General features: G+C 69.8%; 24 protein-coding genes. 19 read left to right on the plus strand and 5 right to left on the minus strand.

Features of this window, described 5'->3' with window-relative positions:
• Positions 1-2: 2 nt before the first annotated feature.
• The 11 genes from aroE (at position 3) to VHA82_RS21480 (ending at position 11,400) form a co-directional block, all read left to right on the plus strand.
• Positions 3-845: a shikimate dehydrogenase gene (aroE, locus tag VHA82_RS21430; RefSeq protein ID WP_414708683.1), complete on the plus strand. Its 843-nt coding sequence runs from the start codon at positions 3-5 to the stop codon at positions 843-845.
• On the plus strand, positions 842-1,576 hold the full coding sequence (gene mtgA / locus VHA82_RS21435) for a monofunctional biosynthetic peptidoglycan transglycosylase (RefSeq protein WP_325547204.1): 735 nt from the start codon (positions 842-844) through the stop codon (positions 1,574-1,576). The genes aroE and mtgA overlap by 4 nt, the downstream gene beginning before the upstream one ends.
• 129 nt (positions 1,577-1,705) lie before the next feature.
• Positions 1,706-2,932 carry a PQQ-dependent sugar dehydrogenase gene (locus VHA82_RS21440; protein WP_325547205.1) on the plus strand — a complete coding sequence of 409 codons (1,227 nt, stop codon included), beginning with the start codon at positions 1,706-1,708 and terminating at the stop codon, positions 2,930-2,932.
• On the plus strand, positions 2,932-3,528 hold the full coding sequence (locus tag VHA82_RS21445) for a c-type cytochrome (RefSeq protein ID WP_325547206.1): 597 nt from the start codon (positions 2,932-2,934) through the stop codon (positions 3,526-3,528). The genes VHA82_RS21440 and VHA82_RS21445 overlap by 1 nt, the downstream gene beginning before the upstream one ends.
• A gap of 136 nt (positions 3,529-3,664) precedes the next feature.
• Positions 3,665-5,815 carry an indolepyruvate ferredoxin oxidoreductase subunit alpha gene (locus tag VHA82_RS21450; RefSeq protein WP_325547207.1) on the plus strand — a complete coding sequence of 717 codons (2,151 nt, stop codon included), beginning with the start codon at positions 3,665-3,667 and terminating at the stop codon, positions 5,813-5,815.
• Entirely contained in the window at positions 5,812-7,362 is a 1,551-nt protein-coding gene (locus tag VHA82_RS21455; protein ID WP_325547208.1) for an indolepyruvate oxidoreductase subunit beta family protein, read from the plus strand. Before VHA82_RS21450 ends, VHA82_RS21455 begins: the two co-directional genes overlap by 4 nt.
• Positions 7,363-7,422: 60 nt before the next feature.
• Positions 7,423-8,457, plus strand: coding sequence for a TRAP transporter substrate-binding protein (locus tag VHA82_RS21460; protein ID WP_325547209.1), 1,035 nt, complete (start codon positions 7,423-7,425; stop codon positions 8,455-8,457).
• A gap of 42 nt (positions 8,458-8,499) precedes the next feature.
• Positions 8,500-9,015 (plus strand): TRAP transporter small permease, encoded by a 516-nt coding sequence (locus VHA82_RS21465; RefSeq protein ID WP_325547210.1) that lies wholly within the window; start codon positions 8,500-8,502, stop codon positions 9,013-9,015.
• The gene (locus tag VHA82_RS21470) at positions 9,016-10,317 is read left to right on the plus strand and encodes a TRAP transporter permease (RefSeq protein ID WP_325547211.1); all 1,302 of its coding nucleotides are present in this window, start codon (positions 9,016-9,018) and stop codon (positions 10,315-10,317) included. It begins immediately after the preceding gene.
• Between the two features lie 85 nt (positions 10,318-10,402).
• Entirely contained in the window at positions 10,403-10,822 is a 420-nt protein-coding gene (locus VHA82_RS21475) for an acyl-CoA thioesterase (protein WP_325547400.1), read from the plus strand.
• 77 nt (positions 10,823-10,899) lie between these two features.
• Complete coding sequence (locus VHA82_RS21480; protein ID WP_325547212.1) at positions 10,900-11,400, plus strand: DUF3016 domain-containing protein; 501 nt, start codon at positions 10,900-10,902, stop codon at positions 11,398-11,400.
• A gap of 75 nt (positions 11,401-11,475) precedes the next feature.
• Here the strand turns inward: VHA82_RS21480 and VHA82_RS21485 are convergent, their stop codons facing one another.
• The 3 genes from VHA82_RS21485 to VHA82_RS21495 all read right to left on the minus strand — a co-directional run bounded on the left by VHA82_RS21485 (position 11,476) and on the right by VHA82_RS21495 (position 15,366).
• Complete coding sequence (locus VHA82_RS21485) at positions 11,476-12,039, minus strand: isochorismatase family cysteine hydrolase (RefSeq protein ID WP_325547213.1); 564 nt, start codon at positions 12,037-12,039, stop codon at positions 11,476-11,478.
• Between the two features lie 59 nt (positions 12,040-12,098).
• Complete coding sequence (locus tag VHA82_RS21490; RefSeq protein WP_325547214.1) at positions 12,099-14,000, minus strand: acyl-CoA synthetase; 1,902 nt, start codon at positions 13,998-14,000, stop codon at positions 12,099-12,101.
• Between the two features lie 112 nt (positions 14,001-14,112).
• The gene (locus VHA82_RS21495; protein WP_325547215.1) at positions 14,113-15,366 is read right to left on the minus strand and encodes a polyhydroxyalkanoate depolymerase; all 1,254 of its coding nucleotides are present in this window, start codon (positions 15,364-15,366) and stop codon (positions 14,113-14,115) included.
• 133 nt (positions 15,367-15,499) lie between these two features.
• Here VHA82_RS21495 and VHA82_RS21500 point away from each other — a divergent pair, with 133 nt between their 5' ends.
• Complete coding sequence (locus VHA82_RS21500) at positions 15,500-16,156, plus strand: glutathione S-transferase family protein (protein ID WP_325547216.1); 657 nt, start codon at positions 15,500-15,502, stop codon at positions 16,154-16,156.
• 58 nt (positions 16,157-16,214) lie between these two features.
• Here VHA82_RS21500 and VHA82_RS21505 read toward each other — a convergent pair whose 3' ends face one another.
• Positions 16,215-16,640 carry a cupin domain-containing protein gene (locus VHA82_RS21505; RefSeq protein WP_325547217.1) on the minus strand — a complete coding sequence of 142 codons (426 nt, stop codon included), beginning with the start codon at positions 16,638-16,640 and terminating at the stop codon, positions 16,215-16,217.
• A gap of 107 nt (positions 16,641-16,747) precedes the next feature.
• On the opposite strand from VHA82_RS21505, the gene VHA82_RS21510 reads away from it, so the two are divergent.
• The 6 genes from VHA82_RS21510 to VHA82_RS21535 are packed head-to-tail and all read left to right on the plus strand — an operon-like array spanning position 16,748 to position 23,703.
• On the plus strand, positions 16,748-17,554 hold the full coding sequence (locus tag VHA82_RS21510) for an ABC transporter permease (RefSeq protein ID WP_325547218.1): 807 nt from the start codon (positions 16,748-16,750) through the stop codon (positions 17,552-17,554).
• A gap of 5 nt (positions 17,555-17,559) precedes the next feature.
• The gene (locus VHA82_RS21515) at positions 17,560-18,759 is read left to right on the plus strand and encodes an ABC transporter ATP-binding protein (RefSeq protein ID WP_325547219.1); all 1,200 of its coding nucleotides are present in this window, start codon (positions 17,560-17,562) and stop codon (positions 18,757-18,759) included.
• The gene (locus tag VHA82_RS21520) at positions 18,756-19,772 is read left to right on the plus strand and encodes a GNAT family N-acetyltransferase (RefSeq protein WP_325547220.1); all 1,017 of its coding nucleotides are present in this window, start codon (positions 18,756-18,758) and stop codon (positions 19,770-19,772) included. Before VHA82_RS21515 ends, VHA82_RS21520 begins: the two co-directional genes overlap by 4 nt.
• Positions 19,769-20,491, plus strand: a complete 723-nt coding sequence (locus tag VHA82_RS21525) for a hypothetical protein (RefSeq protein WP_325547221.1) — start codon at positions 19,769-19,771, stop codon at positions 20,489-20,491. Before VHA82_RS21520 ends, VHA82_RS21525 begins: the two co-directional genes overlap by 4 nt.
• A gap of 1 nt (position 20,492) precedes the next feature.
• Positions 20,493-22,640, plus strand: coding sequence for a methyltransferase domain-containing protein (locus VHA82_RS21530; protein ID WP_325547222.1), 2,148 nt, complete (start codon positions 20,493-20,495; stop codon positions 22,638-22,640).
• The gene (locus VHA82_RS21535; protein ID WP_325547223.1) at positions 22,618-23,703 is read left to right on the plus strand and encodes a glycosyltransferase; all 1,086 of its coding nucleotides are present in this window, start codon (positions 22,618-22,620) and stop codon (positions 23,701-23,703) included. Before VHA82_RS21530 ends, VHA82_RS21535 begins: the two co-directional genes overlap by 23 nt.
• A gap of 6 nt (positions 23,704-23,709) precedes the next feature.
• Here the strand turns inward: VHA82_RS21535 and VHA82_RS21540 are convergent, their stop codons facing one another.
• Entirely contained in the window at positions 23,710-24,774 is a 1,065-nt protein-coding gene (locus tag VHA82_RS21540; protein ID WP_325547224.1) for an acyltransferase, read from the minus strand.
• 34 nt (positions 24,775-24,808) lie between these two features.
• On the opposite strand from VHA82_RS21540, the gene VHA82_RS21545 reads away from it, so the two are divergent.
• A complete protein-coding gene (locus VHA82_RS21545) occupies positions 24,809-25,768 on the plus strand; it encodes a glycosyltransferase family 2 protein (protein WP_325547225.1) in 960 nt (319 codons plus the stop codon).
• Positions 25,769-25,773 lie beyond the last annotated feature (5 nt).

The following is a 25,773-nucleotide window of genomic DNA, read 5'->3' on the forward strand; positions in this document are numbered from 1 at the left end:
TCATCTTTGCTCCCATGGACAAGTATTGCGTCCTCGGCAACCCCGTGGAACACAGCCGATCGCCCTGGATCCACGCGCGGTTCGCCGAGCTCACGGGCGAGGACATCGCCTACGAACGCCGGCTGATCCCCCTCGACGGCTTCGCCGAAGCCGTGCGGGCCTTCCGCGCCGAAGGCGGCAAGGGCTGCAACATCACCGTGCCGTTCAAGTTCCAGGCCGCGCGGATCGCCACCGGCTTCGCCGGGCGTGCCGCGCTCGCGCAGGCCGCGAACGTTCTCGTGTTCGAGGGGGAACGCATCCTCGCGGACAACACCGACGGCGTCGGCCTCGTGAAGGACATCGAAGACAACGCGCGCGTCCCGCTCGCCGGCCGCGAGGTGCTGCTCGCGGGCGCGGGCGGCGCGGTCTCGGGCGTGCTCGGGCCGCTCATCGCCGCGAAGCCCGCGCGGATCGTGGTGTGCAACCGCACGCCGGACAAGGCGCAGGCGCTGGTGGATCGCCATCGCGACCTGGCGCGCGCGCAAGGCGTCGAAGTGACGGCATGCGGCCTCGATGAAGTCCGCGGCGCGTACGACGTGGTGGTCAACGGCACGGCCGCGAGCATGGCGGGCGCGGGCGTGCCCGTCCCGCCTTCCGTCCTGAAGCCGGGAACGCTCGCGGTCGACATGATGTACGGCGAGGCCGCGCGCGGCTTCATGCAGTGGGCGAGTTCGCATGGCGCCCAGCCGCGCGACGGGCTCGGCATGCTCGTGGAACAGGCGGCCGAAGCCTTCCTCGTCTGGCGCGGCGTGCGCCCGCCCACCGCGCGGGTGCTGGACGAGTTGCGCGCCACGCTCGCGCGATGAAGGCGCTCGCGCGCTGGGTTCTTCTCGTCGCGGTGGCCGCGGCGATGCTCGAGGTGTTCTTCATCGCGCGCATCGCGCTCATGGCGCAGGTCGATCCGGAGTCGACGGCGTTCCAGCGTTCGGAGGCGTGGCGCATCGCGAACCAGAGGAAGGGCCGCCTGCCGTGGCAGCAGCAATGGGTGCCCTATGCGCGCATCTCCGATCACCTGAAGCGGGCGGTGATCACCTCCGAGGACGATACCTTCGTGAATCACGACGGCGTCGATTGGGAGGCGCTCGAGAAGGCGTGGCAGCGCAACGAGAAGGCCGAAGAGGCCGCGGCGCGGCGCGCGCAGCTTTCGCGCGCGCCGCAGCGGCCGCCGAAGATCGTGGGCGGCTCCACCATCACGCAGCAGCTCGCGAAGAATCTCCTGCTCTCGGGCGAGCGCACCCTGCTGCGCAAGGGGCAGGAGATCGTGCTCACCTTCGCGCTGGAGCGGATGCTGTCGAAGGAGCGCATCCTCGAGATCTACCTGAACAGCGTGGAGTGGGGCGAGGGCGTGTTCGGCGCGCAAGCCGCCGCCCGCCACTACTACCGCAAGGAGGCGTCGCAGCTCACGCCGTACGAAGCCGCGCGCCTCGCGGTGATGCTGCCGCGGCCGAAGTACTTCGAGAAAGTGCCGAACTCGGCCTATCTCTCGCACCGGGCCTCGGTGATCGTCGCACGGATGGGCGGGGCGGAGCTGCCCTGAGCGCAACAGGCTCGAGCCCTCGGCCCTCACGGCCCGGGCGGCGACCGCCGCTTTGGCGTTGCACCGCAATATTGTCGGACTGCGCCATTCAGCGCACACTCCGTCTCCCCGCCGCACAAGGAGACGACCATGAGGGTGTTCGGCAGTTCCATTTCCCGGATCGCATTGCGCAGGGCCGCTGTTGCGGGCCTGCTCTCGCTCGGCGCGAGCGCGCTTGCGCAGCAGCCACAGGAAGAGCCCTTCTGGGCGGTGGGACGCCCGAAGAATCCGACAGTCGCCAAGATGGCGCCGGTGCCCGCATTCCCTGTCGCGACCCCGGCGGACAAGCTGCCGATCGCGAAGCTGAAGCTGCCGCCCGGCTTCCATGCCGAGGTGTATGCGTCCAACCTGCTCGATGCGCGGGGCCTGCGCGAAGGCGACCGCGGCACCGTGTTCGTGAGCTCGCTCTTCGTCGCGGGCAAGGTCTACGCGATCGCCAACCGCGACGGCAAGCGTGAAGTGAAGACGATCGCCGAGAAGATGGAACTGCCCAACGGCATCGAATTCCACAACGGCTCGCTCTTCGTCGCCACGCCCAAGGAGATCGTGCGCTTCGACAACATCGAGTCGAGCCTGGACCGCCCGCCCGCGCCCGTGAAGGTCTACGACAAGCTTCCCGGAGACATCCCGCACGGCTGGAAGTTCATCAAGATCGGCCCCGACGGCAAGCTCTACGTGCCGGTGGGCGCGCCCTGCAACATCTGCGAGCCGGACGACAACCACGCGCGCATCCTGCGCATGAACCTGGACGGCAGCGGCGTCGAGACGGTCGCGCGCGGCGTGCGCAACAGCGTCGGCTTCGACTGGGACCCGAAGACGCACGAGCTCTGGTTCACGGACAACCAGCGCGACTGGCTCTCCGAGGACATGCCCAACGACGAGCTGAACCACGTGACGGGGCCGGGCCAGCACTTCGGCTATCCGTATTGCCACCAGGGCGACTTCGCCGATCCGGAGTTCGGCTGGGGCAAGAGCTGCTCGGACTTCACGAAGCCCGCCGCCCTGCTCGGCCCGCACGCGGCCCCGCTCGGCATGCGCTTCTACAGCGGGCGGATGTTCCCCGCGCAATACCAGGGCGCGATCTTCATCGCGCGCCATGGCCCGTGGAACCGCACGCAGAAGTACGCGGCCGACATCGTCGTCGCCTACCCGGACGGCAAGGGCGGCATCGCGAAGGTCGAGCCGTTCATGACGGGGCTCGTCGAGAACAACGAATATCTCGGCCGGCCCGTGGACGTGATGGTGATGAAGGACGGCTCGCTCCTCGTGAGCGACGACCACAACGGCGCGGTGTACCGCATCACGTACGCGCGCTGATGCGGCTCGGGGCTGCCGTCCTGGGCCTCGCCGTCGCTGCGGCCGCGGCGCCCGCGCAGGCGCAGCCCCAGGCGCAGCCACCGACCTATGCCCAGCGCTGGGCCGCGCTCTGCGCGAATTGCCATGGCAGCGAGGGCGTGAGCACGACGCCCGATACGCCGTCCCTCGCGGGCCAGCCCGCCTTCTACGCCGCGACGCAGCTCTTCCTGTTTCGCGCCGGGCGGCGCACGAACGCGGCGATGACGGCCGTGGCCAGCACGCTTTCCGACGATGACCTGCGCGGCTTCTCCGACCTGATCGGCCGGCTGCCCGATGCGAGCCTGCCGCCCGCCGCGGACGCGGATGCCGCGCGCATGGCCCGCGCGCGCGACATCGCGCGGCGCAATCAATGCACCCAGTGCCACGGCGCCGACCTCGCGGGCGGCGCCCAGGTGCCGCGCCTGGCCGGCCAGCGCGAGGATTACCTGAGACGCGTGCTGCGCGAGTTCAAGCAGGCAAGGCGCGTGGGCTACACGCAGGCCATGAACGAAGCGCTCGTGCCCGCGAGCGCGGACGAGCTGGACTTGCTCGCGTACTTCCTGTCGCGTGTCCGCTGAGGCGGCGCGCGACGCGGTCGGCCGCGGCCCCTGTGCCATGCGTTGACGGGGAGGGCTACCTCGTCGATAGTCACCTCGCTTTGTTGATGGATGCCCGGCGAAGGTTCAAACTCCCACGCTGGCAGGAGACACACGCTTGGAAGTTTCATTCCGCAAGGAGATCGAGTCGCTGCGCCTCGCCGCCGGCGACACGTTTCACGGCGAGGGCATCCTCGCCATCACGAAGGCATTGCTGCAGTCCGGCGTCGCCTACGTGGGCGGCTATCAGGGCGCGCCCGTGTCGCATCTGCTCGACGTGATGGTGCAGGCGCGCGACTACCTGGACGAGCTGGGCGTGCACGTCGAAGCGTGCGCCAACGAGGCTTCGGCCGCCGCCATGCTCGGCGCTTCGATCCACTATCCGCTGCGCGGCGCCGTCACGTGGAAGTCGATCGTGGGCACGAACGTCGCGGCCGATGCGCTGTCGAACCTCTCCTCGCCCGGGGTGACCGGCGGCGCGCTGATCGTGGTGGGCGAGGACTACGGCGAAGGCGCGTCGGTGATCCAGGAGCGCACGCACGCCTATGCGATGAAGTCGGGCATGTGCCTGCTCGACCCCCGGCCCGATCTGCCGGTGATGGTGCGGATGGTGGAACAGGGCTTTCTCCTTTCGGAAACGTCGAACATGCCCGTCGTTCTCGAGCTGCGCATCCGGGCCTGCCACGTGCGCGGAAGTTTCGAGGCGAAGGACAACGTCGCGCCCGCGATTTCGACGCGCTCGCCGATGGACCGTCCCGCCGCGTTCGACTACATGCGGCTCGCGCACCCGCCGGTGACGTTCCGGCAGGAGAAGCTCAAGCACGAGCAGCGCATGCCCGCGGCGCGCGAATACATCGTCGGCAACGGCCTGAACGAACTTTTCGCCGGACGCCGCGGCGACCTCGGCATCGTCGTGCAGGGCGGCCTGTACAACGCGCTCGTGCGGTCGCTGCAGCAGCTCGGCCTCGCGGATGCGTTCGGCGAATGCGAGATCCCGATCCTCGTGCTGAACGTGACGTACCCGCTCGTGCCCGAGCAGATCGCGGAATTCTGCGCGGGCAAGGAGCAGGTGCTCGTCGTCGAGGAGGGCCAGCCGGAGTACATCGAGCAGGAGATCGCGACCTTGCTGCGGCGGCTCGACATCCGCACGGCGCTTCGAGGCAAGGACGTGCTGCCGATGGGCGGCGAATACACGGTTGAAGTCCTCACCCGCGGCCTGTTGACTTTTCTCCCTCTCCCTCTGGGAGAGGGCAGGGGTGAGGGCCCCGCGTGGCTCGCCTCCCTCGACGCGCGCCGACGCGCCGCCGCGACCCACCTCGCCACCCCTCTCCCCGCCCGTCCGCCCACCTTCTGCGTCGGCTGCCCCGAGCGCCCGGTCTTCTCCGCGTTGAAGCTCGCGCAGCGCGAGGTGGGCGCAGTCCACATCGCCGCCGACATCGGCTGCCACGCGTTCGCCACTTTCGAGCCGTTCTCGATGGGCCATTCGATCCTCGGCTACGGCATGTCGCTCGCCTCGCGCGCGGGCGTCTCGCCCATGATGCGGCGGCGCACGCTGGCCGTGATGGGCGACGGCGGCTTCTGGCACAACGGCCTGCTCACGGGCGTGCAATCGGCCCTCTTCAACGGCGACGACGCGGTGCTCGTGATCTTCAAGAACGGCTACACGTCCGCCACCGGCACGCAGGAGCTCATCTCCACGCCGCGCGAGGATGCGAAGCTCGATGCGTCCGACAAGGGCCTGAGCCTCGCGCACACCAACCGCACGATCGAGTCGACTCTGGAGGGCCTGGGGGTGCGGTGGCTGCGCACCGTCCATACCTACGAAGTGGACAACGTGCGCAGGACGCTCACCGAAGCCTTCACTTCGGACTTCGACGGCCTGAAGGTGATCGTGGCCGAAGGCGAATGCCAGCTCGAACGCCAGCGCCGGCTGAAGCCGTGGATCGCGAAGCTGCTCGAGCGCGGCGAACGCGTGGTGCGCGTGAAATACGGCGTGGACGAGGACGTGTGCAACGGAGACCACGCGTGCATCCGCCTTTCGGGCTGCCCGACGCTCACGCTCAAGGACAATCCCGACCCGCTGAAGGTGGACCCGGTGGCCACCGTCATCGACGGATGCGTGGGCTGCGGCCTGTGCGGCGAGAACGCGCACGCGGCGACGCTCTGCCCGAGCTTCTACCGCGCCGAGGTCGTGCGCAACCCGAAGTGGCACGAGCGCCTGCTCGCTTCGTTGCGCGGCGCCGTGGTGCGCGCGCTGCAGCCGGCATGAGACCGATCACCCTGCTCATCTGCGCGCTCGGCGGCGAAGGCGGCGGCGTGCTCACCGAATGGCTCGTGGAGACGGCGCGCCGCGCGGGCTATCCCGCCCAGGCGACGTCGATTCCGGGCGTGGCGCAGCGCACGGGCGCGACCACCTACTACATCGAAGTCTTTGCGGAACCGATCGACCGGCTGGGCGGCAGGCGCCCGGTGTTCAGCCTGAATCCGGTGCCGGGCGCACTGGATGCGCTGGTGTCCTCCGAGCTGCTCGAAACCGCGAGGCAGGTCGCGAACGGCATGACGGCGTCCGATCGCACGCTCGTCGTCACGTCGTCGAATCGCGCGCTGACCACCTCGGAGCGCATGCAGCTCGGCGACGGCCGCCTCGCGAACGGCGATCTCGAGCAGCTCGTGCGCGACTTCAGCCGCGAGCATCGCGTGTTCGACATGAACTCGGTGGCGCAGGCGTGCGGCACCGCCGTGAGCGCGGTGATGTTCGGCGCGATCGCGGGCTGCGGTGTGTTCCCGTTCACTCGCGCGCAGTACGAATCCGTGGTGGGCGATGAAGCGAGCCGCAGGGGCTTCGCTCGCGCGTTCGACATCGTCACGGCTCGCGCCGCCGCCACCACCTTCGCATCCAGCGCGAAGGTAGCGGCGCTCCCACCCGGCGGCACCGCCGCCCACCCGAGCGACACGCTCCCCGAGAGCGTTCGGGAGTTCGCCCGCCTCGGCTACGACCGCGTGCTCGAATACCAGGACGAGCGCTACGCGCAGCTCTACTTTCGCCGCCTGCGGGACGTGCTCGCCGCCGAGCGCGACGCCGACCCGGCAGGCGAGCACCGCCACGCGATCGCGCGCGAGACCGCGCGCTGGCTCGCGCTCTGGATGGCCTTCGACGACATCGTGCGCGTGGCGGACCTGAAAAGCCGCGCCTCGCGCTTCGAGCGGGTGAGGCGCGAAGTGAAGTCGTCCGACGGCGACCTGCTGAAGGTCTACGACCACTTCAAGCCGGGCGTGCCCGAATTCGCGGCGCTTCTGCCGCCCGCGCTCGCAGCCCGCCTCGTCGCATGGGACCGCCGCCGCGCCGGGCGGGGCAAGGCCCCCTGGGCGCTGCCGCTGAAGATCGCTTCGCACGGTGTGCCTGGCATGCTCGCCTTGCGCACGCTCGCCTCGCTCAGGTGGCTGCGCGTGCGCGGCGCGCGCTACGCCGCCGAGCAGCGGATGATCGAGCACTGGCTCGCCGCCCTGGAAGAAGGCACGCGGCGAGACTGGCACCTGGGCCATGAGATCGCGGCAAGCGGCCGCCTCGTGAAGGGCTATGGCGCGACCAACGAGCGCGGCAAGGAGAACCTGCTGCACACGCTGGATCACCTCGCGCGGGGCGCCGATCCCCGTGCGGCCGCGCAGGCCGTCGCCGCCGCGCGCGAAGCCGCGCTGGCCGACGACGGCGGCCGGGCGTTCGATGCCGCGCTCGCGCGCCACGGCGCACCGCCGCGCCCGCCAACGGAGCAGCCGATCCGGTTCGTGCGAAAGCCGAAGGCGACCGCCATGGGGTAACACCCCATTGGCGCGACATGCTTAATAAATTAAATATTTGACGCGAAGGAGACACGCCTCATGAAACCCCCCCGCACCCTGTTGCGCCTGGCCGCCGCCGCGCTCGCTGCCGCGGCCGCCGCGCTCGCCCTTTCCGCGCAGGCGCAAGACAAGCCCGTCATGCTCAAGATGTCCAGCTGGGTGCCGGCGCAGCATCCGCTCAATCCCTCTTTGCAGGCCTGGGCCGAGGACATCAAGCGGGCCTCGGGCGGCACGATCGGCGCCACGCTTTTTCCGAGCGAGCAGCTGGGCAAGGCGTTCGACCACTACGACATGGCGCGCGACGGTATCGCCGATTTCGCTTACGTGAATCCGGGCTACCAGCCGGGGCGCTTTCCGATCATGGCGGGCGCGTCGCTGCCGTTTCTCTTCGCCAACGCCAAGGGCGGCACGGCCGCCATCGACGCGTGGTATCGCCAGTACGCCGCGCAGGAGATGAAGGACGTGCACTTCTGCTTCGCGTTCGTGCACGACCCCGGCACGTTCCACGCGCGCAAGAAGATCACGCTGCCCACCGACATCAAGGGCATGAAGATTCGCCCGGCCACGAGCACGATCGGCAACATGGTGACTTCGCTCGGCGGCACCAACGTGCAGGCTTCCGCGCCCGAGGCGCGCGACATGCTGGAGCGCGGCGTGGCCGACGCGATCACCTTTCCGTGGGGCTCGATTCCGCTCTTCGGCATCGACAAGGTCGTGAACTACCACATGGACGTGCCGCTTTACGTGACGCCTTTCGTGTGGGTCATGAACAAGGACAAGTACAACGCGATGTCGGCCGCGCAGAAGAAGGTGATCGACGATCACTGCACCACCGAGTGGGCCGAGAAGGTCGCGTCGCCCTGGGCGGATTTCGAAAGCGCCGGCCACCAGAAGCTCGCGCAGCCGGGGCACGAGATCTACAAGCTCACGCCCGAGCAGCTCAACGCGTGGCGTCAGGCGGTGGCGCCCGGTGAAGCCCAGTGGGCCGAGAGCGTGAAGAAAGTGGGCGCGGACCCGAAGCAGGCGATGGATTCGCTGAAGGCGAGCCTGGCGAAGTACAAGGCGGCGTTGTAAGCCCGTGGCGGGGTGCGCCTTCGCCAACCCGCGCAAGCATCGATGACGAAGCCACGTTCCTTCGCCGACCGCTTCATCGACACCATCGAGTGGCTCGCGGCGATGTTCGTCGGCATCGTCGCGCTCAACATCTTCGTGAACGTCGTCTTGCGCAAGTTCTTCAGCACGTCGATCCCGGATTCGTACGACTTCGGCCGCATGCTGCTGGGCATCCTCATCTTCTGGGGGATCGCGGCCACGAGCTACCGCGGCGGCCACATCACCGTGGACCTCGTGTGGGCCGCGGTGAGCCGGCGCAAGAAGCGCCTGATCGACGTGTTCGCCACGCTCGTGCTGCTCTTCGTCGTGACCGTGCAGACCGTCATGCTCGTGGACAAGGTCCGCCTCACCTGGCAGGACCACGTGCTCACCTACGACCTCAACATCCCGACGTGGCCGTTCTACGCGGTGGCGTGGGCGGGCGACGTGTGCGCGGTCGCGCTGATCGCGATTCGCACGTGGCGTCTCGTCTTCCAGCCCGAAGCCCTGCACGACCAGCATTTCGACCAGGTGGAGTAAGTGGACCCGGACGTCCTCGCCTTCGCCGGATTCGTCGCGCTTTTCGCGCTCATGCTGCTGCGCGTGCCCGTCGGCATGGCGATGGGGCTCGTGGGCATCACGGGCTACGGCATGATCGCGGGGGCCCTTCCCGCGCTGAAGCTCGTGGGGCAGACGTCGATGCGCACGGTCACCGACTACACGTTCGGCGTGATCCCGATGTTCATGCTGATGGGCGCATTCGTCTCGGTGTCGGGCGTGAGCCGCGAACTCTTCAAGGCGGCGAACTCGATGATCGGCCATTTCCGCGGCGGCCTCGGCGTCGCGACCGTGCTCGCCTGCGGCGGCTTCGCGGCGATCTGCGGCTCGTCCGTCGCGACCGCCGCGACGTTTTCGAGCGTCGCGTATCCCGAGATGCGGCGCTTCGGCTATCCGCAATCGTTCTCCACCGGCGTGATCGCGGCCGGCGGCACGCTCGGCGCGATGCTGCCGCCTTCCACCGTGCTTGCCGTCTACGCCATCCTCACGCAGCAGGACATCGGCAAGCTCTTCATGGCGGGCGTGATCCCGGGCCTCTTCGCGATGCTCCTTTACGTCCTCACGATCGTTCTCATCGTGCGCGTGCGCCCCGGGTGGCTGCCCAAGGGCGAGCTCAAGCCGTGGCCGGAACGCCTGAAGGACCTGAGAGCGGTGTGGGCGCCGCTCGTGCTTTTCGTCTTCGTGATCGGCGGCCTCTACGGCGGCTTCTTCACGCCGACCGAAGCCGGCGGCGTGGGCGCGAGCGGCGCCTTCATCCTCGGTCTCGTTCGCGGCAAGCTCGACCGCGCGAAGATCAAGGAGGCGCTGCTCACCGCCACGCGTACCGCCGCGGCCGTCTTCACGGTGCTGATCGGCGCGCTCATGTTCGGCTACTTCCTCACCATCACGCAGGTACCGCAGAAGCTCACCGCGTTCCTCACGGGCCTGGGCATCGGCGCCTACGGCGTGCTCGCGCTCATCATGGTGATGTACCTCGTGCTCGGTTGCCTGATGGACGCCATGGCAATGATCATCCTCACGGTGCCGATCGTCTTTCCCGTGGTGACGCAGCTCGGGTTCGATCCGATCTGGTTCGGCGTGATCATCGTGATGACGGTGGAGCTCGGGCTCATCCACCCGCCGGTGGGCATGAACGTGTTCGTGATCAAGAGCGTGGTGAAGGACGTGAGCTTCACGACCATCTTCAAGGGCGTGCTGCCGTTCGTGGCGACCGACATCACGCGGCTCGTGATCCTGATCTCCTTTCCGCTCATCGCCCTGTGGCTGCCGGGACGAATGGGATGACGCCGGCCCCGACGCTTGTCACTTCGTGCACCGCGCCGCCCCCCGAGGCGGCGCGATCCGCCCTGGGGCGGCGGCCCGGAGGCGGATCGTGAAAGACATCGTCTACACCGTCCGCGTGGAGTTCGGCGACTGCGACCCGGCGCGCATCGTGTGGTTCCCGAACTTCTTCCGCTGGATGGACGCGGCGTCGCGGCACTTCTTCGTCGAGTGCGGCGTGCCGCCCTGGCACGAGACCGAGAAGACGCTGGGCGTGATCGGCACGCCGATCGTCGACACGCACGCGAGGTTCGTGAAGACCGCGAGCTATGGCGACATGCTGGAGCTCCACACGTCCATTGCCGAGTGGCGCGGCAAGAGTTTCGTGCAGCGCTACCGGGTCATGCGCGCGGCGGACCTCATCCTGGAATGCGACGAGGTCCGCATCTTCGCCGCCCGCAAGCCGGGCGACGAACGCGGCATCCGCGCGGTGGAGATCCCGCCGGAGATTCGGCGCCTTTGCGAGTGAGCCTGAGCGCGAGAACTCCGCTGCGCTGTCGGGGTCCAATGAGGAGCCCGGCCGAACCGGTACAAGGAAGACGCCCCATGAAAACGCTGACCCGCTGTCTCATCCGTGCCTCGCTTCTGCTCGCGTTCGCTCAGCTCGCGTTCGCTCAGCTCGCTCATGCGGGCACTGTCGAGGTGGTGGCCGTGAACGCCGACCATTTCGTGGATGCCGGCAACACGGCGTGGGACGAGAAGGCGAACGTGCAGGCGCTCTCGCGCTTCCTCGAGGGCCTGGGCGCGCGCTTGCTGCCGCCCGACACGAGCGTGCGAATCGAGTTGCTGGACGTCGATCTGGCGGGCACCGTGAAGCCTTCTGCCGCGGTGCGCGTGCGCACGGTGCGTGGCGCCGCGGATATCCCGCGCATCCAGCTGCGCTACACGGTGCAAGTCGCAGGCCGGACAGCCCTGAGCGGAGAGGAATGGGTGAGCGATCCGCAGTACACGCGCGGTCTGTCGACGGTACGCTCGGAAGAGCCGCTGTACTACGAAAAGCGGATGCTGCGGGAGTGGTTCAACAGGCGGTTCGTGCAGCGCGGTTAGCTAGGAATTGCGCCGCAGCAGGGAAGTTTCCCCCTCTCCCTCCGGGAGAGGGAGAAACTCCCCCTCGGGCGCGCATCAGCGCAGGTCACGAGAGGAAACGATCTCGCATTTCAGGATGCCCGCCATGTACCGCAGCGCCTCGGCCTTGGCACGCGGCGTTTCGGCCGCCGTGCAATCGCGCGGGACGATCACACGGTAGTTGCGCAAGAAGGCATCGGCCGCCGTCATGAGCACGCAGATGTCGGTGGCCAGGCCCGCAAGGATGAGCTCGCGGGTCTCCATCGCATCCAGCAGCAGCTCGAGCGGCGAGCCGAAGAAGGCGGAGTGGCGCGGCTTCAGCAGGGTGATGTCGGTCGGCCGCGGCGAGAGCATCCGCGAGATGCGGCCGCTCTCGTCATTGCGGCCGATGCACTGGGCCACGAGGCTGTGGAAGTCGGACTGCCACACCCCGTAGTTGTCGTTCGAATACACGACGGCCACCTTCGATCCGTCCAGCCGGTCGCGCAGCCGCACCGTCGCCCGGGCAGCGCGCACCGCGGGCTGCGCGAGCTTCTCCGCGCCGGGGAAGTCGAGCGGATTGATGAAGTCGATGAGGAGCAGCACGCGTTTTGCGCGCGGCAGTTTCGGATGCGGCGTCATCCGGCCCAGTTATACATCCACTCCTTCCTCCTGCCGGGGCCGCATGCCGTGCCCCTGCCTCATTCCCAGACGATCTCGTGCCGCGTCACGAGCGGCGCGAGCCGTGCGTGGACTTCGTCCTCGAGCGCGTCGCGCTCGGGCTGCGGGGCACGGGGCCCATGCGCGCGTACCGTAATCAGGCTGCCCAGCAGGTCGTGCGGGGCCACCGACACCGCCAGATGCAACCCCGGCCGATCGAGATCGCTCAGCATCGCGCCCACCTTGCGCTCGGCCGCGTCCCAGCGCAGTTGCGGCTTGAACACCTTGCCCACGCCGGTGAGCGGCATCGCATCGAGCAAGTACACATGCACCGGCGTCGCCGCACGCTCGGGAGTCTGCGAGGCGATGTACTCGGCCAGCTCGGCCGCCTCGGCCCGCGATCCGGGCTTGAGCTGGACATACGCGACGGGCAGCTCTCCCGCATACGCGTCCGGCTCGCCGACGACCGCGGCGAAGGCGACCGAAGGGTGACGAAAGAGTATCTCCTCGAGCGGGGCGGGATCGATGTTGTGGCCGCCGCGAATGATGAGGTCCTTCGCGCGCCCGGTGATCCAGAGATAGCCCGCCTCGTCGAGCCGGCCCAGGTCGCCCGAATTCACCCAGCCGGGTTCCACGAACGCGTCGCGGTTGTGCTTGTCGCTCACATAGCCGCTGAAGACGCCCGGGCCCGCCATCGCGACGATGCCGATTCGCCCGCTCGGGCAGTCGACGTACCTGCCCTCGGCACCCATCTCGACGATGCGCACACGGCTGTAGGGCACGGGCTGCCCGACGGAGCCGAGCCGCACTTCGCGGTCGGAATAGGAAATCGTGTGCACGCTCGATGTCTCCGTCATGCCGTAGACCTCGAGCACCGGCGCGTGGAATTGCAGCTGGTAAGCCTCGCCCACCGCAACCGGGATCGCGGAGCCGCCGCCGGAGCAGCAGCGGATGCTCGACACGTCCGCATCGCCCACGGGCACCGCGAGCGCGGCGGCAAGCACCGTCGGGACGGCCCCGAACACACGCGGCCGGTAGCGCTCGACGAGCCGCCAGACGTTGCGCACCGACGCCGGGTTGCGCCAGCCCGCGGCGGACAGCACCACCACGGTCGCGCCGGTGCCGAACATGCCGAGACCCTGCGTGAGCGCGCCGCCGACGTGAAAGAGCGGCAGCCCGAAGAGGATGAGGTTGCTCGGCAGCATGAGGCCGATCACCCACGCCTGGTACACCTCGTTGCGGTGCGTGTGCCGCACGAGCTTCGGCATCCCGGTGGTGCCGCCCGTGTGGAAGTAGGAGGCGGTGTCCTCCGCGCGGATATGGCGGCCGCTCTTCAGGCGGTCGGCCGGCTGCGCCGAAGCGAGCGCCTCGTAGGCGAAGAAGCCCGTCTCGTCGTGCGTCGGCGCGCCCACCACCACGATCGCCTTCAGCTCGGTGAGCTCGCCGCGCAGGCGCTGCACCTTGCTCCAGATTTCGGCGCTCGCGGCCGGGCCGACCGTGACCAGCACCTTGGTGCCCGCGGCGCGCAGGATCTGGGCGATCTGTCCGGCTTCCAGCAGCGGGTTCACCGGGTTGGCGATGCCGGCGGCCTGCGCGCCGAAGAGCGAGAGAAAGGCCTGCGGCACGAGCGGCAGCAAGAGGCTCACGACGTCGCCGGGGCCGACGCCGAGATCGTGGAACATGTTCGCGGCCTGCGTCACGCCGGCGATGAACTGCCGGTAGCTGAGCGTGACGGGAGTCTCCTCGGGGTCGGCGTTCGCGAGGAACTGCAGGGCGGGCGCGTCGGGGTCGCGCCCCGCGCCGAGCTGCAGCACGTCGTAGGTGCTTTCGGCCGCGATGCGATCGTCGTAGGGCGTCGCTTCGAGTTCGCGCACCGCCGAGGCGCTGCCGAGGTCCGGCCGCCGGTCGCCGATGACGTTGTCGAGAAGGTGCCATCTGGCCATGCGCAGACTCCATCCGTGCGGGGCACCTCCTTGTCGCACGAATCGGGGCGGGCCGCAATCGGTGGCGCACCGCAGAGCGGCGCCGCCCGCCGGCGGGCGGCAAGGCCAGGCGTCAGGCGATCGCCGGTGCCTCCGCGCGGACCCTGGGCGCCGCGGCGGCCTCGGCCGAATGAATCATCTCCCGCACGCGCGGGTAGATCTGGGTGTTCCACCGCTTGCCGCTGAAGACGCCGTAGTGCCCGACGCCCGTCTGCACGTGGTGGGACATCATGTACGGACGGATCGAGGTGCACAGATCGTGCGCAGCCACTGTCTGACCGGGCGCGCAGATGTCGTCGCGCTCGCCCTCCACGGTGAGCAGCCACGTGCGGCGGATCGCCGACGGGTCGACGCGCTCGCCGCGCCAGAAGAGCTCGCCGCGCGCGAGGTCGCAGTCCTGGAAGACGCGGCGCACGGTCTCCAGGTAGAACTCCGCCGGCAGGTCGTTGACCGCGAGGTATTCGTCGTAGAAGCGGCGGATCGCCGCGGCCTCCTCGTCCTCGCCGGCGGCGAGCAGGTCGTACATCCGCCGGAACTGCTCGAGGTGGCGCTCCAGGTTCATGCTCATGAAGGCCGTGAGCTGCACGAAGCCCGGGTACACGCGCCGCATGAAGCCGCGATGCGGCGCGGGCACGTGAAAGACGAGCCGGCTTTCGAACCAGGACATCGAATGCGCGGTGGCGAGGCGGTTGACCTCGGTCGGGTTCACGCGGCAGTCCACCGGGCCGGCCATCAGCGTGAGGCTGAGCGGCTCGCACGGATGCCCGGACTTCGCCATCGCCGCGGTCGCCGCGAGCGCGGCCACGCACGGCTGGCAAACGGCGACGAGATGCGCGCGCTGCCCGAGGGCGGCCAGGAACCGCACCATGTAGTCGATGTAGTCGTCCAGGCCGAAGGCGCCCTCGCGCAGCGACACGTCGCGCGCGTTGTGCCAGTCGGTGATGTAGACGTCGTGGTCCTCGAGCAGCGTGCGCGCGGTCTCGCGCAGCAGCGTCGCGAAGTGGCCCGACAGCGGCGCGGCCAGCAGGACCCGGGGCGCGGGCGGTGCTCCGACCTTGCGGAAGCGAAGCAGCGTCGCGAAGGGCAGGCGCAACACGGCCTCTTCGACCACGGGCCACACGCGTGCGTCGGTCGCGACCGAATCGATGCCGTAGGCGGGCCGGGCATGCGTGAGGCGCAGCTGCGAAAAGACCTCCAGCGCCGCCCTGAGCTTGCGAAACGGCGCGCCTTCGCCATGGGGCAGGCGCAGCGCCGCTCCCTGCTGCTGCGCAAGGAGCCTGAGCGGCGACAGCGCGTCGCAATGCGCCTGGTAGGCGTGATAGAGCATGCTCGACTCCGGGTGCCTCGCGGCCCTCTGTGGTGCGGATGAAGGCAAGTTGCGCGCCAGAACGGTGGCATGGCGCTTGCTGCTCGGGGGCACGGGGTCGGAGGCAGCCCCGATTTCCGCGAGGAGCGCTGTCATGGCCAAGCCCCGATTGACGATCAGCAGCCGCAACTACGGCGCCTGGGCCCTGCGCGGCTGGCTCATGGCGAAGCTTGCCGGCCTCGACTTCACCGAGAAGATGATCCCGCCGGACGATCCGGCGATGAAGGCGGAGATCCTGCTGCTGTCGCCCTCCATGCTCGTGCCGGCGCTGGAGAGCGACGGCATCAAGGTCTGGGACACGCTCGCGATCGGCGAGTACCTGAACGAGATCAAGCCCAAGGCGGGGCTGCTGCCCGCCGACGCCGCCGCGCGAGCGCATTGCCGCTCGATCTGCGGGGAGATGCATTCCGGCTTCTCCGCGATGCGCGGGGCGCTGCCGATGAACATCAAGGCGCGCTTTCCGGGGTTCAAGGTGTGGTCGCGGGCGCAGGCCGACATCGAGCGCATCGTCGCGATATGGCGCGACTGCTTCGCGCGCTACGGCGGGCCGTACCTCTTCGGCGCGAAGCCGTGCATGGCCGATGCGATGTACGCGCCGGTCGTGACGCGCTTTCTCACCTACGACGTGGCGCTGGACAAGGCCTGCGCCGCCTACTGCAAGCGCGTGATGGAGCTGCCCGCGATGAAGGCGTGGGTCGCGCTCGCGCAGGAGGAGCCGGACGAAGTCGAGGAACTGGACGCCGAGTTCTAGTTGGGAACGTCGTGACTTGCTCCCTCTCCCGGAGGGAGAGGGAGTAAGTCACCCGCTCTTAGCTCGTCGACTCCTCCACCCACGGCGTGGGCTCGGGGATGTCGCACACGGGCTCCACGTCCACCGTCCTGAAGTCGGCGGGCGACACGATCTCCAGGTACTCCATGTCGGGCGAATAGTCGAACAGGTAGTGCCGGATGCCCGGGCGCTGATGCACGCAGTCGCCGGCCGACACGAGCGTCTCCTGGTCCTCGTACATGAAGCGCGCCCAGCCCTTGAGCATGATCACGATCTGGAACTCCGCCTCGTGCCGGTGCCAGCCCGTGCCCCTCTCGGGTGCGATATTCGCCTTCACGAGGTGCGCGATCACCTTGCCGTGCGTCGCGGCGGCGACGCCCAGATCGCGGTAGAGAAAGAAGTCGCGCAATCCGCCGGACACGTAGCCGTTGTCGCCGGGCCTCACGTGAGAGAAGTCCGTGGTCATGAGTCACCTCCTCGGCACGCGGGTCGGTGCCGCAGGGAAAGGCGCAAGCATCAACCGTTCCCGTCCGGGGCGCCCGCGAAGACCCCGCTGCTAGAATCCCCCCGGCGATGAGCTCGCTGGTTACCTATCTCGTCCCGTGGCGGCACGCCGGCCTCATCCGCCAGTTCGCCGAACGCGACGTCCACGCACGCTACCGCGCCTCCTGGCTCGGCCTCGGATGGGCCGTTCTCACGCCGCTGCTGACGCTGGCCGTCTACACCTTCGTGTTCCGCCACATCTTCGGCGTGCGCTGGGGCAGCGCCCCGGAAGGCAGCAACATCGGCTTCGCGGTGCGCCTCTACTGCGGACTCGCGCTCTTCAACTTCTTCGCCGAATGCGTGAGCCGCGCGCCGCGCGTGGTGCTCGACCAGCCGCACCTCGTGAAGAAGGTGCGCTTCCCGCTCGAAGTGCTGCCGTGGGCAAGCGCGCTCGCGGCGGGCGTTCACCTCGCCATCGCGCTCGTGCTCCTGCTCGCGCTCTCGTGGTGGGACTCGGGGCGCCTGCCGGCCACGCTCGTCGCGCTGCCGCTCGTGTGGCTGCCGCTTGCGCCGCTCGTGGTGGGACTCGGCTGGTGGCTCGCGGCGCTTGGCGCGTACATCCGCGACATCGGCCAGCTGATTGCGCTCCTGCTGAGCCTCCTCATGTTCATGAGCCCGATCTTCTTTCCGCTGGAAGCGGTGCCCGCCGCGCTGCGGCCGTGGCTCGTCGTGAATCCGCTCGCGCCGCTCATCACGGGCACGCGCCAGGTGCTGCTCGAAGGCACGTGGCCGTCGTGGAGCGCGCTCGCGCTGAATTTCGCCGTGTGCGTCGCCATTGCGGCAGGCGGCGCGGCCTTCTTCCGGGCCGTGCGCCCGGGCTTCGCGGAAGTCGTCTGAACACGGTGGGGCTGCCAGCGATCCACGCGAGCGGGCTCGGCAAATGCTACGCCCTCTACGACCGGCCGGCCGACCGCCTGAAGCAGCTGCTCTTCGGCGCGCGGCGCCGCTACGCGCGCGAATTCTGGGCGCTGCGCGGCATCGACTTCGAGATCGCGCCGGGCGAAGTGATGGGCGTCGTCGGGCGCAACGGCGCGGGCAAGTCGACGCTGCTGCAGCTCGTGTGCGGCACGCTTCAGCCGACCGAAGGCAGGCTCGACGTGCGCGGGCGCATCGCGCCGCTGCTGGAACTCGGCGCCGGATTCAGCCCCGACTTCACCGGGCTCGAGAACGTGTACATGAACGCGGCGATCCTCGGGCTTTCGCGCGCGGAAGTGGACGAGCGCCTCGCGGAGATCATCGCCTTCGCCGACATCGGCGACTTCATCGGCCAGCCGGTGAAGACGTATTCGAGCGGCATGTTCATGCGCCTCGCGTTCGCGGTCGCGACCGCCGTCGAGCCGGACATCCTCGTGATCGACGAGGCGCTCTCGGTGGGCGACGGCGCATTCGCGCGCAAGTCGTTCGACCGCATCATGCGCCTGAAGGACGCGGGCAAGACGATCCTCTTCTGCTCGCACTCGATGTACCAGGTCGAGGCGCTCTGCTCGCGCGCGATGTGGATCGAAGCCGGGCAGCTGCGCGAGATCGGCGCAGCGGCGCAAGTCACGGCTGCGTATCAGGCGAGCCTGAACGCGGCGCTCGCGCCCGCGCGCGCTTCGCATGCGGACACGGCAGCCAATCCCGGCACGGGCGCGGCGTGGATCACGCGCGTGGGCGCTTCGGCCGACGGCTGCGAAGGCACCGAGCTCGCGCTGCGAAGCGGCCGTAGCGATCTTGCCCTCACGTTCGAATTCGCGGCCGATCCGGCCCTGCCCGTTCCCGCGGTGGCCCTCGGCATCTCCGACGCGAACGGCCTCACGGTCGCGAGCGCGTCCAGCCACAACGACGGCGTCGCCTTGCGCATGCAAGCCGGGCGCGGCCGCGCGAGCATCGTGTTCCCGCGCCTGCCTCTCCTGAAGGGCGACTACTGGATCACCGCCTTCCTGATTTCGGAGGACGGGGTGCACCTGTACGAGCAGGTGGACCGGTGCGTGCTGCTGCACGTGACGCAGACCGGGCTCGAGCAGGGGCTCGTCACGCTCGCGCACGAGTGGCAGGCATGACCGCGCGGGCCGAGGAGCCGGTGCCGCGCCGCATCGACATCGCGGGCCATGCTTTCGAGCTGCGCGACCTCGTGCCCGACGACGCCGCCGCACTCGTCGCCCTGCACCGGCGCGTCTTCGGCGAGGGCGCGAGCGACGCGTGGTACGAGTGGAAGTACGTGCGCGGCGGCGGCTTCGGCACCGGGATGTGGCACGAAGGACAGCTCGTCGCGCATTGCGCGGGCTTGCCGCGGGCGCTGCGCGTGCGAGGCGAAAGCCGAAGCGGCATCCAGATCGGCGACGTGATGGTGACCCCCGAGTGGCGGGGCATCCTCACGCGCCGCGGCCCTTTCTTCCACGTGTCGCAAGCGTTCTACGATGCGCACGTGGGCGCCGGGCGCGAGCACACGATCGCCTTCGGGTTTCCGAGCGACCGGCACCTGCGGCTGGCCGTGAAGTCGAAGCTGCTGCACGACGGCGGCCCCGTGCACGGGCTCACGTGGAACCTCGCGACCGCTCGGCCGCAGCTGGGCTGGCGGTGGGCCGCGGTGCCGCTCGACGAGCGCGACGCCCGGTTCGACGCCACCGTCGAGCGCGCCTGGCGCCGCATGCTGGCCGCCTGCGGAGGCCAGGTCCTCGGCGAGCGCACTACCGCCTACGTGCGCTGGCGCTTCTTCGAGCGGCCGGGCCGCACCTACCGCGCGATCGCGCTGCGCGACCGATGGCTCGGCGGCGCGGCGGGCGTGGCGATCCTGGACCTCACCGGCGAGGCCGCGCAGTGGCTCGACTGGATCGGCCGCCCGGTGGACCTGCCGCCTGCCTGGGCGGCGTGCGCGCAGGCGGCGCAGCGCGCGGGAGCGAAGCGGCTCACCATGTGGGCCTCGCCCGCGGTGGCACAATCGCTCACGCCCACCCGCATCGAGCACACGGCGGTTGCGGCATGGATCGGGATTCCCTGTCGCTCCGACATCGCCGAGTCCGACCTGGCCCGGCTCGACTGGTGGTTGACGGGCGGCGATACCGACTTCCTATGACTTCCATTCCAGCCGAAAAACTCGTCTTCGTGACCGCCGTGAGCCGGCTCGAGGTGCTGCGCGAGCGGTTGTGCGCCTCGCCTTGCATCGCAAGCGGCCGCTATCCGCTCATTGCGCACTTCAATGCCCGGTCGGCCGCGCAGGCATTCAACGGCGCGATCGAATCGTTGCGCACGGCTACCGGCACCTGGCTCGTCTGGGTCCACCAGGACGTCTTTCTGCCCGCCGGCTGGGACGAGCTCTTCCTCGGCCGCTTGCGGCAGGCGCAAGAAGCGTTCGATGCGCTCTCGGTCGCGGGCGTGTACGGGCTCGACGGAGAAACGCGCGCGGGGCACGTGCTGGATCGCGGCACGCTGCTGCGCGAGGCGTCGCCGCTTCCGCGCCGCGCCGACAGTCTCGACGAGCTGCTCTTCGCCGTGCGGGCCGATGCGCGCCTGCGGCTGGACCCGGCGCTCGCGTTCGACTTCTATGCGACGGACCTCGTGCTGCAGGCGCAGGCCGCCGGCCAGCAGGCGGCCATCGTCGACGCGTACTGCGAGCACTGGTCGGACACGCCCTCGGGCAGCGACATCGCCGCGGGTCTCGCCGAACGCATCCTCGCGAGCGGCCGCGCATTCGAGGCGAAGTGGCGGAGCCGCATGCCGATCCACACGTCGTGGCTCACGATCCGCGGACCCGGCGACGTGGAGCGCTTCGTCTCCCATCCGCGCGGCGCCTGACGTGGCGCACGACTCCTTCCTTCGCCGCTGGGGCTGGGAGATCGCGCGCCGCGTTCACCATTGGGATTTCGCCTGCGTGCTGCCCGCGCTCGCGCGGCTGCCGATCCCCCTCGGCCACTGGCTCGCCCGCGTGCGGGGCGAGCTCAACGCGATGCTGGGCCGCGACTGGCGATCGATGGCGCTCGGGTTTCGGCATTTGCGGCGGCAGTGCGCGATCGCCTACCGCGAACTGCGGCCCGATGCGCCCCCCGCCGACATCGAAGCCTGGACGCGCGGGCGCTTCGTCGCGGAAGCGCGCGACGAATACGAGTCGCGCCTGGCCGCCGGCGGCCGCGTGGACGATCTCGAATGCGAAATCGCGGGGCCCGGCGACGCGCGGCAACTACTCGCCGGGCGCAGCCGCGGCCTCGTGCTCGTCACCGCGCACTTCGAGAGCTTCTTTCTCGGCATCGCGTTTCTCGGACGCGCCACGGGTGCGACGATCAACTCGATGTCTTCCTCGGTCACGCAGGACCCGCGCGTGGACCCGGCCGTGCAGCGGCACTTCGACGACAAGTACCGCGGCCTGGAGCGCTACCTGAACGGCGGAAAGGTACCCGACCACGAGAAGACCCCGCCGCGCGAGTTCTACCGGATGCTCGGCCGCGGCGAGGTGCTCGTGATCATCGGCGACGCGCCGGTGCTGCCCGACGGGGCGGAGATGGTCGTGCCCTTCGCCGGCGGAACGCGGCGGCTCGCCGGCGGCGCACTGCGCCTGGCGCGCGCGACCGGCAGCGACATCGGTGCGTTCGTGTGCCGCCACCTGGGCGGGCGGCGCTACCGCATCGAGATGAGCGCGATCGGGCCGGCCGAAGATCCGCAGACCGTCGCGGCCTGCTACCGGTTCCTCGGTGACGCGATCGAGGCGGACCCGGGCGGCTGGTGGGCATCGGACCTGCTCACGGCCATGCCGCTTGCGCCCGCGGCGCCGAAGACGATCCAGGTGCTGCTGCTCACCGACAGCACGCTCGCGGGCTGCGACGAACTCGCTTGCGGCGTGGCGATGCTGCGCGAGGCGCTCGGCACCGCGAACAACGTGGTGGGATGGCACGAACGCGCCATCGGCGAACGCGCGCCCGCCGACGATCTGCGCGATTGCCGCGCCGACCGGCTGCTCGTCCTGCTGCATCCCGCGCTGCTCGCCGCGCCGTCGCTCGCGGACGAGCTTGCGGGCTGCCTCGACGCATCCGCAGCCGCGTGCGCCGTCGCGGCCGATCCGCGCGATGCCGCGGGCGAGTGGTGCCCGGCCTACACGACGCGAGCCGACTTCGAAGCCTACGTGGCGCGGCGCGCCGCGCTGCCGGTGGCCCTTCCCCTGGCCCCGGCTCCTGCGGATCGCGTTGCCTGGGCCTTCATGGTGGATGCGGCACAGGCGGCCGAAGTCCTGCGCGCCGACGAAACACTTGCCTGGGAGGACGTGCCGGCGCGCTTCGGGGCGCGTGCCGTTCGCGCGCCGCGGGCGTTCGTGCATTCCTACGCCGGCTATCAGCAGCTCGCGCGGGGGGAAATGCTCGAGCTGCTGCCCGGCGACGTGCGCACGCTGCTCGACGTGGGCGGCGGCGAAGGCGGCTTCGCGCGCGCCTTCGTCGAAGCGCGCGGCGGGAAGGCCTGGCTCGTGGAGCCGAGCGCCGCGGCCGACCGAGCGGCGCGGCACCCGGGGCTGCACGTGATGCGCGGCCGCATCGAGGATCTGGATGCCGCGCTCGACGGCCACTTCGACGCGGTGAGCCTGCTCGACGTGCTCGAACACGTGGCCGAGCCGGCAGCGATGCTCGCTCGCGCGCGCCGGCTGTTGCGCCCGAACGGATGGCTTCTCCTGTCGGTGCCGAACATCGGCCACTGGTCGGTGGTCCGCGACCTCGCGCAGGGCCGCTTCGACTATCTGCCGGTCGGTGTGCTGTGCACGACGCACGTGCGCTTCTTCACCGCGCGCAGCCTGCGCGAACTGCTGGAGCGCGAAGGCTTCGAGGTCGAGCGATGCGAGTCCGCGGGGCCCGCCCTGCCGCCCGAATTCGCCGACTTCGCCGCCGCGGCCGAGCGCATCGGGCTGCCCATCGATCGCGCGAGCCTCGCGGCCGAGACCTGGCATGTCCTCGCCCGCCTGCGTTGACATCTGCATCGTCAATTACTTCGGCGCCGCCGACGTGCGCGAGGCGCTGCGCGTGCTCGGGCCCTGGCCGCGCGGGCGCATCCTCGTCGTGGACAACAGCGCCGATGCCTCCGAGGCGCAGGCGCTCGCGCAGGCGCTGCGCGGGCGCGACGGCGTCGAATGCATCGACGCGCAAGCGAACCTCGGATTCGGCCGCGGTTGCAACCTCGCGTATGCGCGGTCGAGCGCTGCGTTCTTCCTGCTGCTGAACCCGGACGCGCGCATCACGGCCGCCGCGCTCGAAGCGCTCGTGAAGGAGCTCGAAGCGCAACCGCGCTGCGCCGCGCTCTCGCCGCGCATGTGGTGGAACCCGCGGCGTACCTTCCTGCTGCCGGCCGCCTTCGCCCAGACACCGGCCTACACGCTGTCGCTCACCCTCGCGCCGCGCTTTCGTGCGCTCGCGCGAATCGCCGCGCGGCACCACCTGCGTCACCAGCGCGCGCTGATGGAATGCCCGGGCACTTCGCGCGTCGACTTCCTCTCCGGGGCCGTGCTACTTGTGCGCCGCGAGGCGGTCGACGCCTGCGGCGGCCTGTTCGATCCGGACTACTTCATGTTCTTCGAGGACAGCGACCTGTCGCTCAGGCTGCGCGCGGGCGGCTGGACGCTCGGCGTGAGCGGCGCCGCCGATGCGGTGCACGAGTACCGTCACAAGGCAAGCAAAGGGCCTTTGATGGCGCAGGCGCGCGACATCTACTTTCGCAAGCGCTACCCGCTCTTCTGGCGCTTGAGCGGCGGACTGCGGCGCGTGGATGCTCTCGCGCGGCCGTTGCGGACCGCGCCTTCCGAAGTGCTGCCGCGACCGTGCCGCACCCTCGAGGACTTTCACGCGCAAGCAGGCACGCACGCCGTGGAGGCGTTCAGCCCGTCGCCGCTGCTGATGCCGGCCATCTTCCGGCCGCGCACGGCGGCACCCTCGCCCTTCACGCAAGACGAATGGCAGCTCCTCGAGCCCGCGCGCTACGCCGCGCTGCTGCGCGACGCCGCGGGGGCGATGCACTGGGTCCACTTCGACCGCGCGTGACGCCGATCAGGCAAGCCGCGCCGGCGCGAGCCGGCGGCTCAGGTTGCGGCCGAAATCGCGCGCCGGCGCTTCGATCGCATGGTGCAGCACCCACGCGAGCGCGAGCGTCGCGAGCAGGCAGCAAGCCACGGCCACCCAGCCGTCGATCGGCCAGCCGTACTTCACGCGCATCTGCAGCAGCGCGTTGTGGAAGAGGTACACCCCGTAGCTGAGCTGGCCGCCCAGGAGACACAGCCGCAGGCGCCAGCCGCTCGGGTTCGGCCGGCCGGCGAGGGCGCTCACCACGAGCGCGTAACCGCACGCCGCGCCGACGCCGACGTTGCCCGCGAGCCAGTGCGCGGTGAACTGGGCGCGCGCCGGATCCTCGGCGATGTAGGTCGAATAGAGCCAGAGCATGACGGCCAGCACGAGCAGCCCCGCGAGCATGCGAAGGCGGCGCGCGCCGCCCTCGCGCGCGAGCTGCCATGCGGCCGCGCCCAGGCAGAATTCGACCAGCAGCCCGGGCAGATGAATCGTCGCGATGCTGGCGGGGCTTGCGGGCTGCGCGCCGTCCGCGAGAGCGACGAGCGCCAGATGCAGCCCGAGCGCTGCCGCGAACAACATGCCGAAGCCCCGGCCACGCAGCAGGCCCGCGGCGAGCGGCAGCGCGAGATAGAACTCCACTTCGGGCGGCAGGCTCCAGAACGCGCCGTTGTAGAAGAACGCGACCTCGGGCGAGCGCAGCGTGTGCAGCATGAAGACATGCTCGGCGAGATGGCGCGTGGCGGCCGGGTCGGGCAGCTTCAGCAGCACGTACACCGCGAGCGCGGTGAGATAGAGGGGGTAGAGCCGAAACGCCCGGCGCACGAGGTGCGGCGCCCAGGCGAGCCGGCGGCCGAAGAAGTAGGGCGCGAAGACGAAGCCGCTCAGCACGAAGAAGAGATCGACGCCCGAGGCCGCGAAGCCCCACGGGCCGCCCGCCGGCGTGACGAGGGGCGCGAAGTGCACCGCCACGACGACCAGCGCCGCGAGTCCGCGCAGCCCCTCGATCGCGGCGTCTTCGGTCTGCGCGCTGGAATCGGAGGAGATCACTGGTTCTTTACAATCGCGCGCGAGTCCCTGCCCGATGCAGATCACGATCGCCGTCATTATCCCCTGTTACCGCGTGAAGGCGCAGGTCCTCGGCGTGCTCGCGCGGATCGGCAGCGAGGTCGGGCGCATCTACGTCGTGGACGACGCCTGCCCCGAACGAAGCGGCGACCACGTGCGGGACCACTGCACGGACCCGCGCGTGGTGGTCCTGCGCAACGCCGAGAACCAGGGCGTGGGCGGCGCCGTGATGGCGGGTTATGCGGCCGCGCTGGCCGCGGGCGCGGATGTCCTCGTGAAGATCGACGGCGACGGGCAGATGGACCCGGCGCTCATCGCGCGCTTCGTGCGGCCGATCGCCGAGGGCCGCGCCGACTACACGAAGGGCAACCGCTTCTACGATCTCACGCACATCCGCCGGATGCCGCCCGCGCGGCTCGCGGGCAACGCCGTGCTATCGTTCATGGCGAAACTCTCCACCGGCTACTGGAATCTGTTCGATCCGACCAACGGCTTCACGGCCATCCACGCGAAGGTGCTGCGGCGCGTGCCATTCGACAAACTGAGCCGGCGCTACTTCTTCGAGACCGACATGCTGTTTCGCCTGAGCATCGTGCGCGCGGTGGTGAAGGACGTGCCCATGGATGCGTCGTACGGCGACGAGACGAGCAGCCTGCGCATCGGACGCGTCGCGGGTGAATTCATGGCGAAGCACGTGCGCAACTTCGTGAAGCGCATCGCCTACAGCTACTTCCTGCGCGACATGACGGTCGGCTCGCTGGAGCTCGTGTTCGGCACGGCGCTGCTCGCGTTCGGCGTCGTGTTCGGCGCCCGGCACTGGTGGCTTTCGGTATCGACCGGCGTCGCGGCGCCGCTCGGCACCATCATGCTCGCGGCGCTCCCCACGCTCGTGGGCCTGCAATTGCTGCTCGCCTTCGTCGGCTTCGACGTATCGAACGTGCCGCGCCAGCCCATCCACGACGAACTGCCGGACTGAGAGCG

This window comes from Ramlibacter sp. (assembly GCF_035548915.1).
GTDB lineage: Bacteria > Pseudomonadota > Gammaproteobacteria > Burkholderiales > Burkholderiaceae_C > Ramlibacter.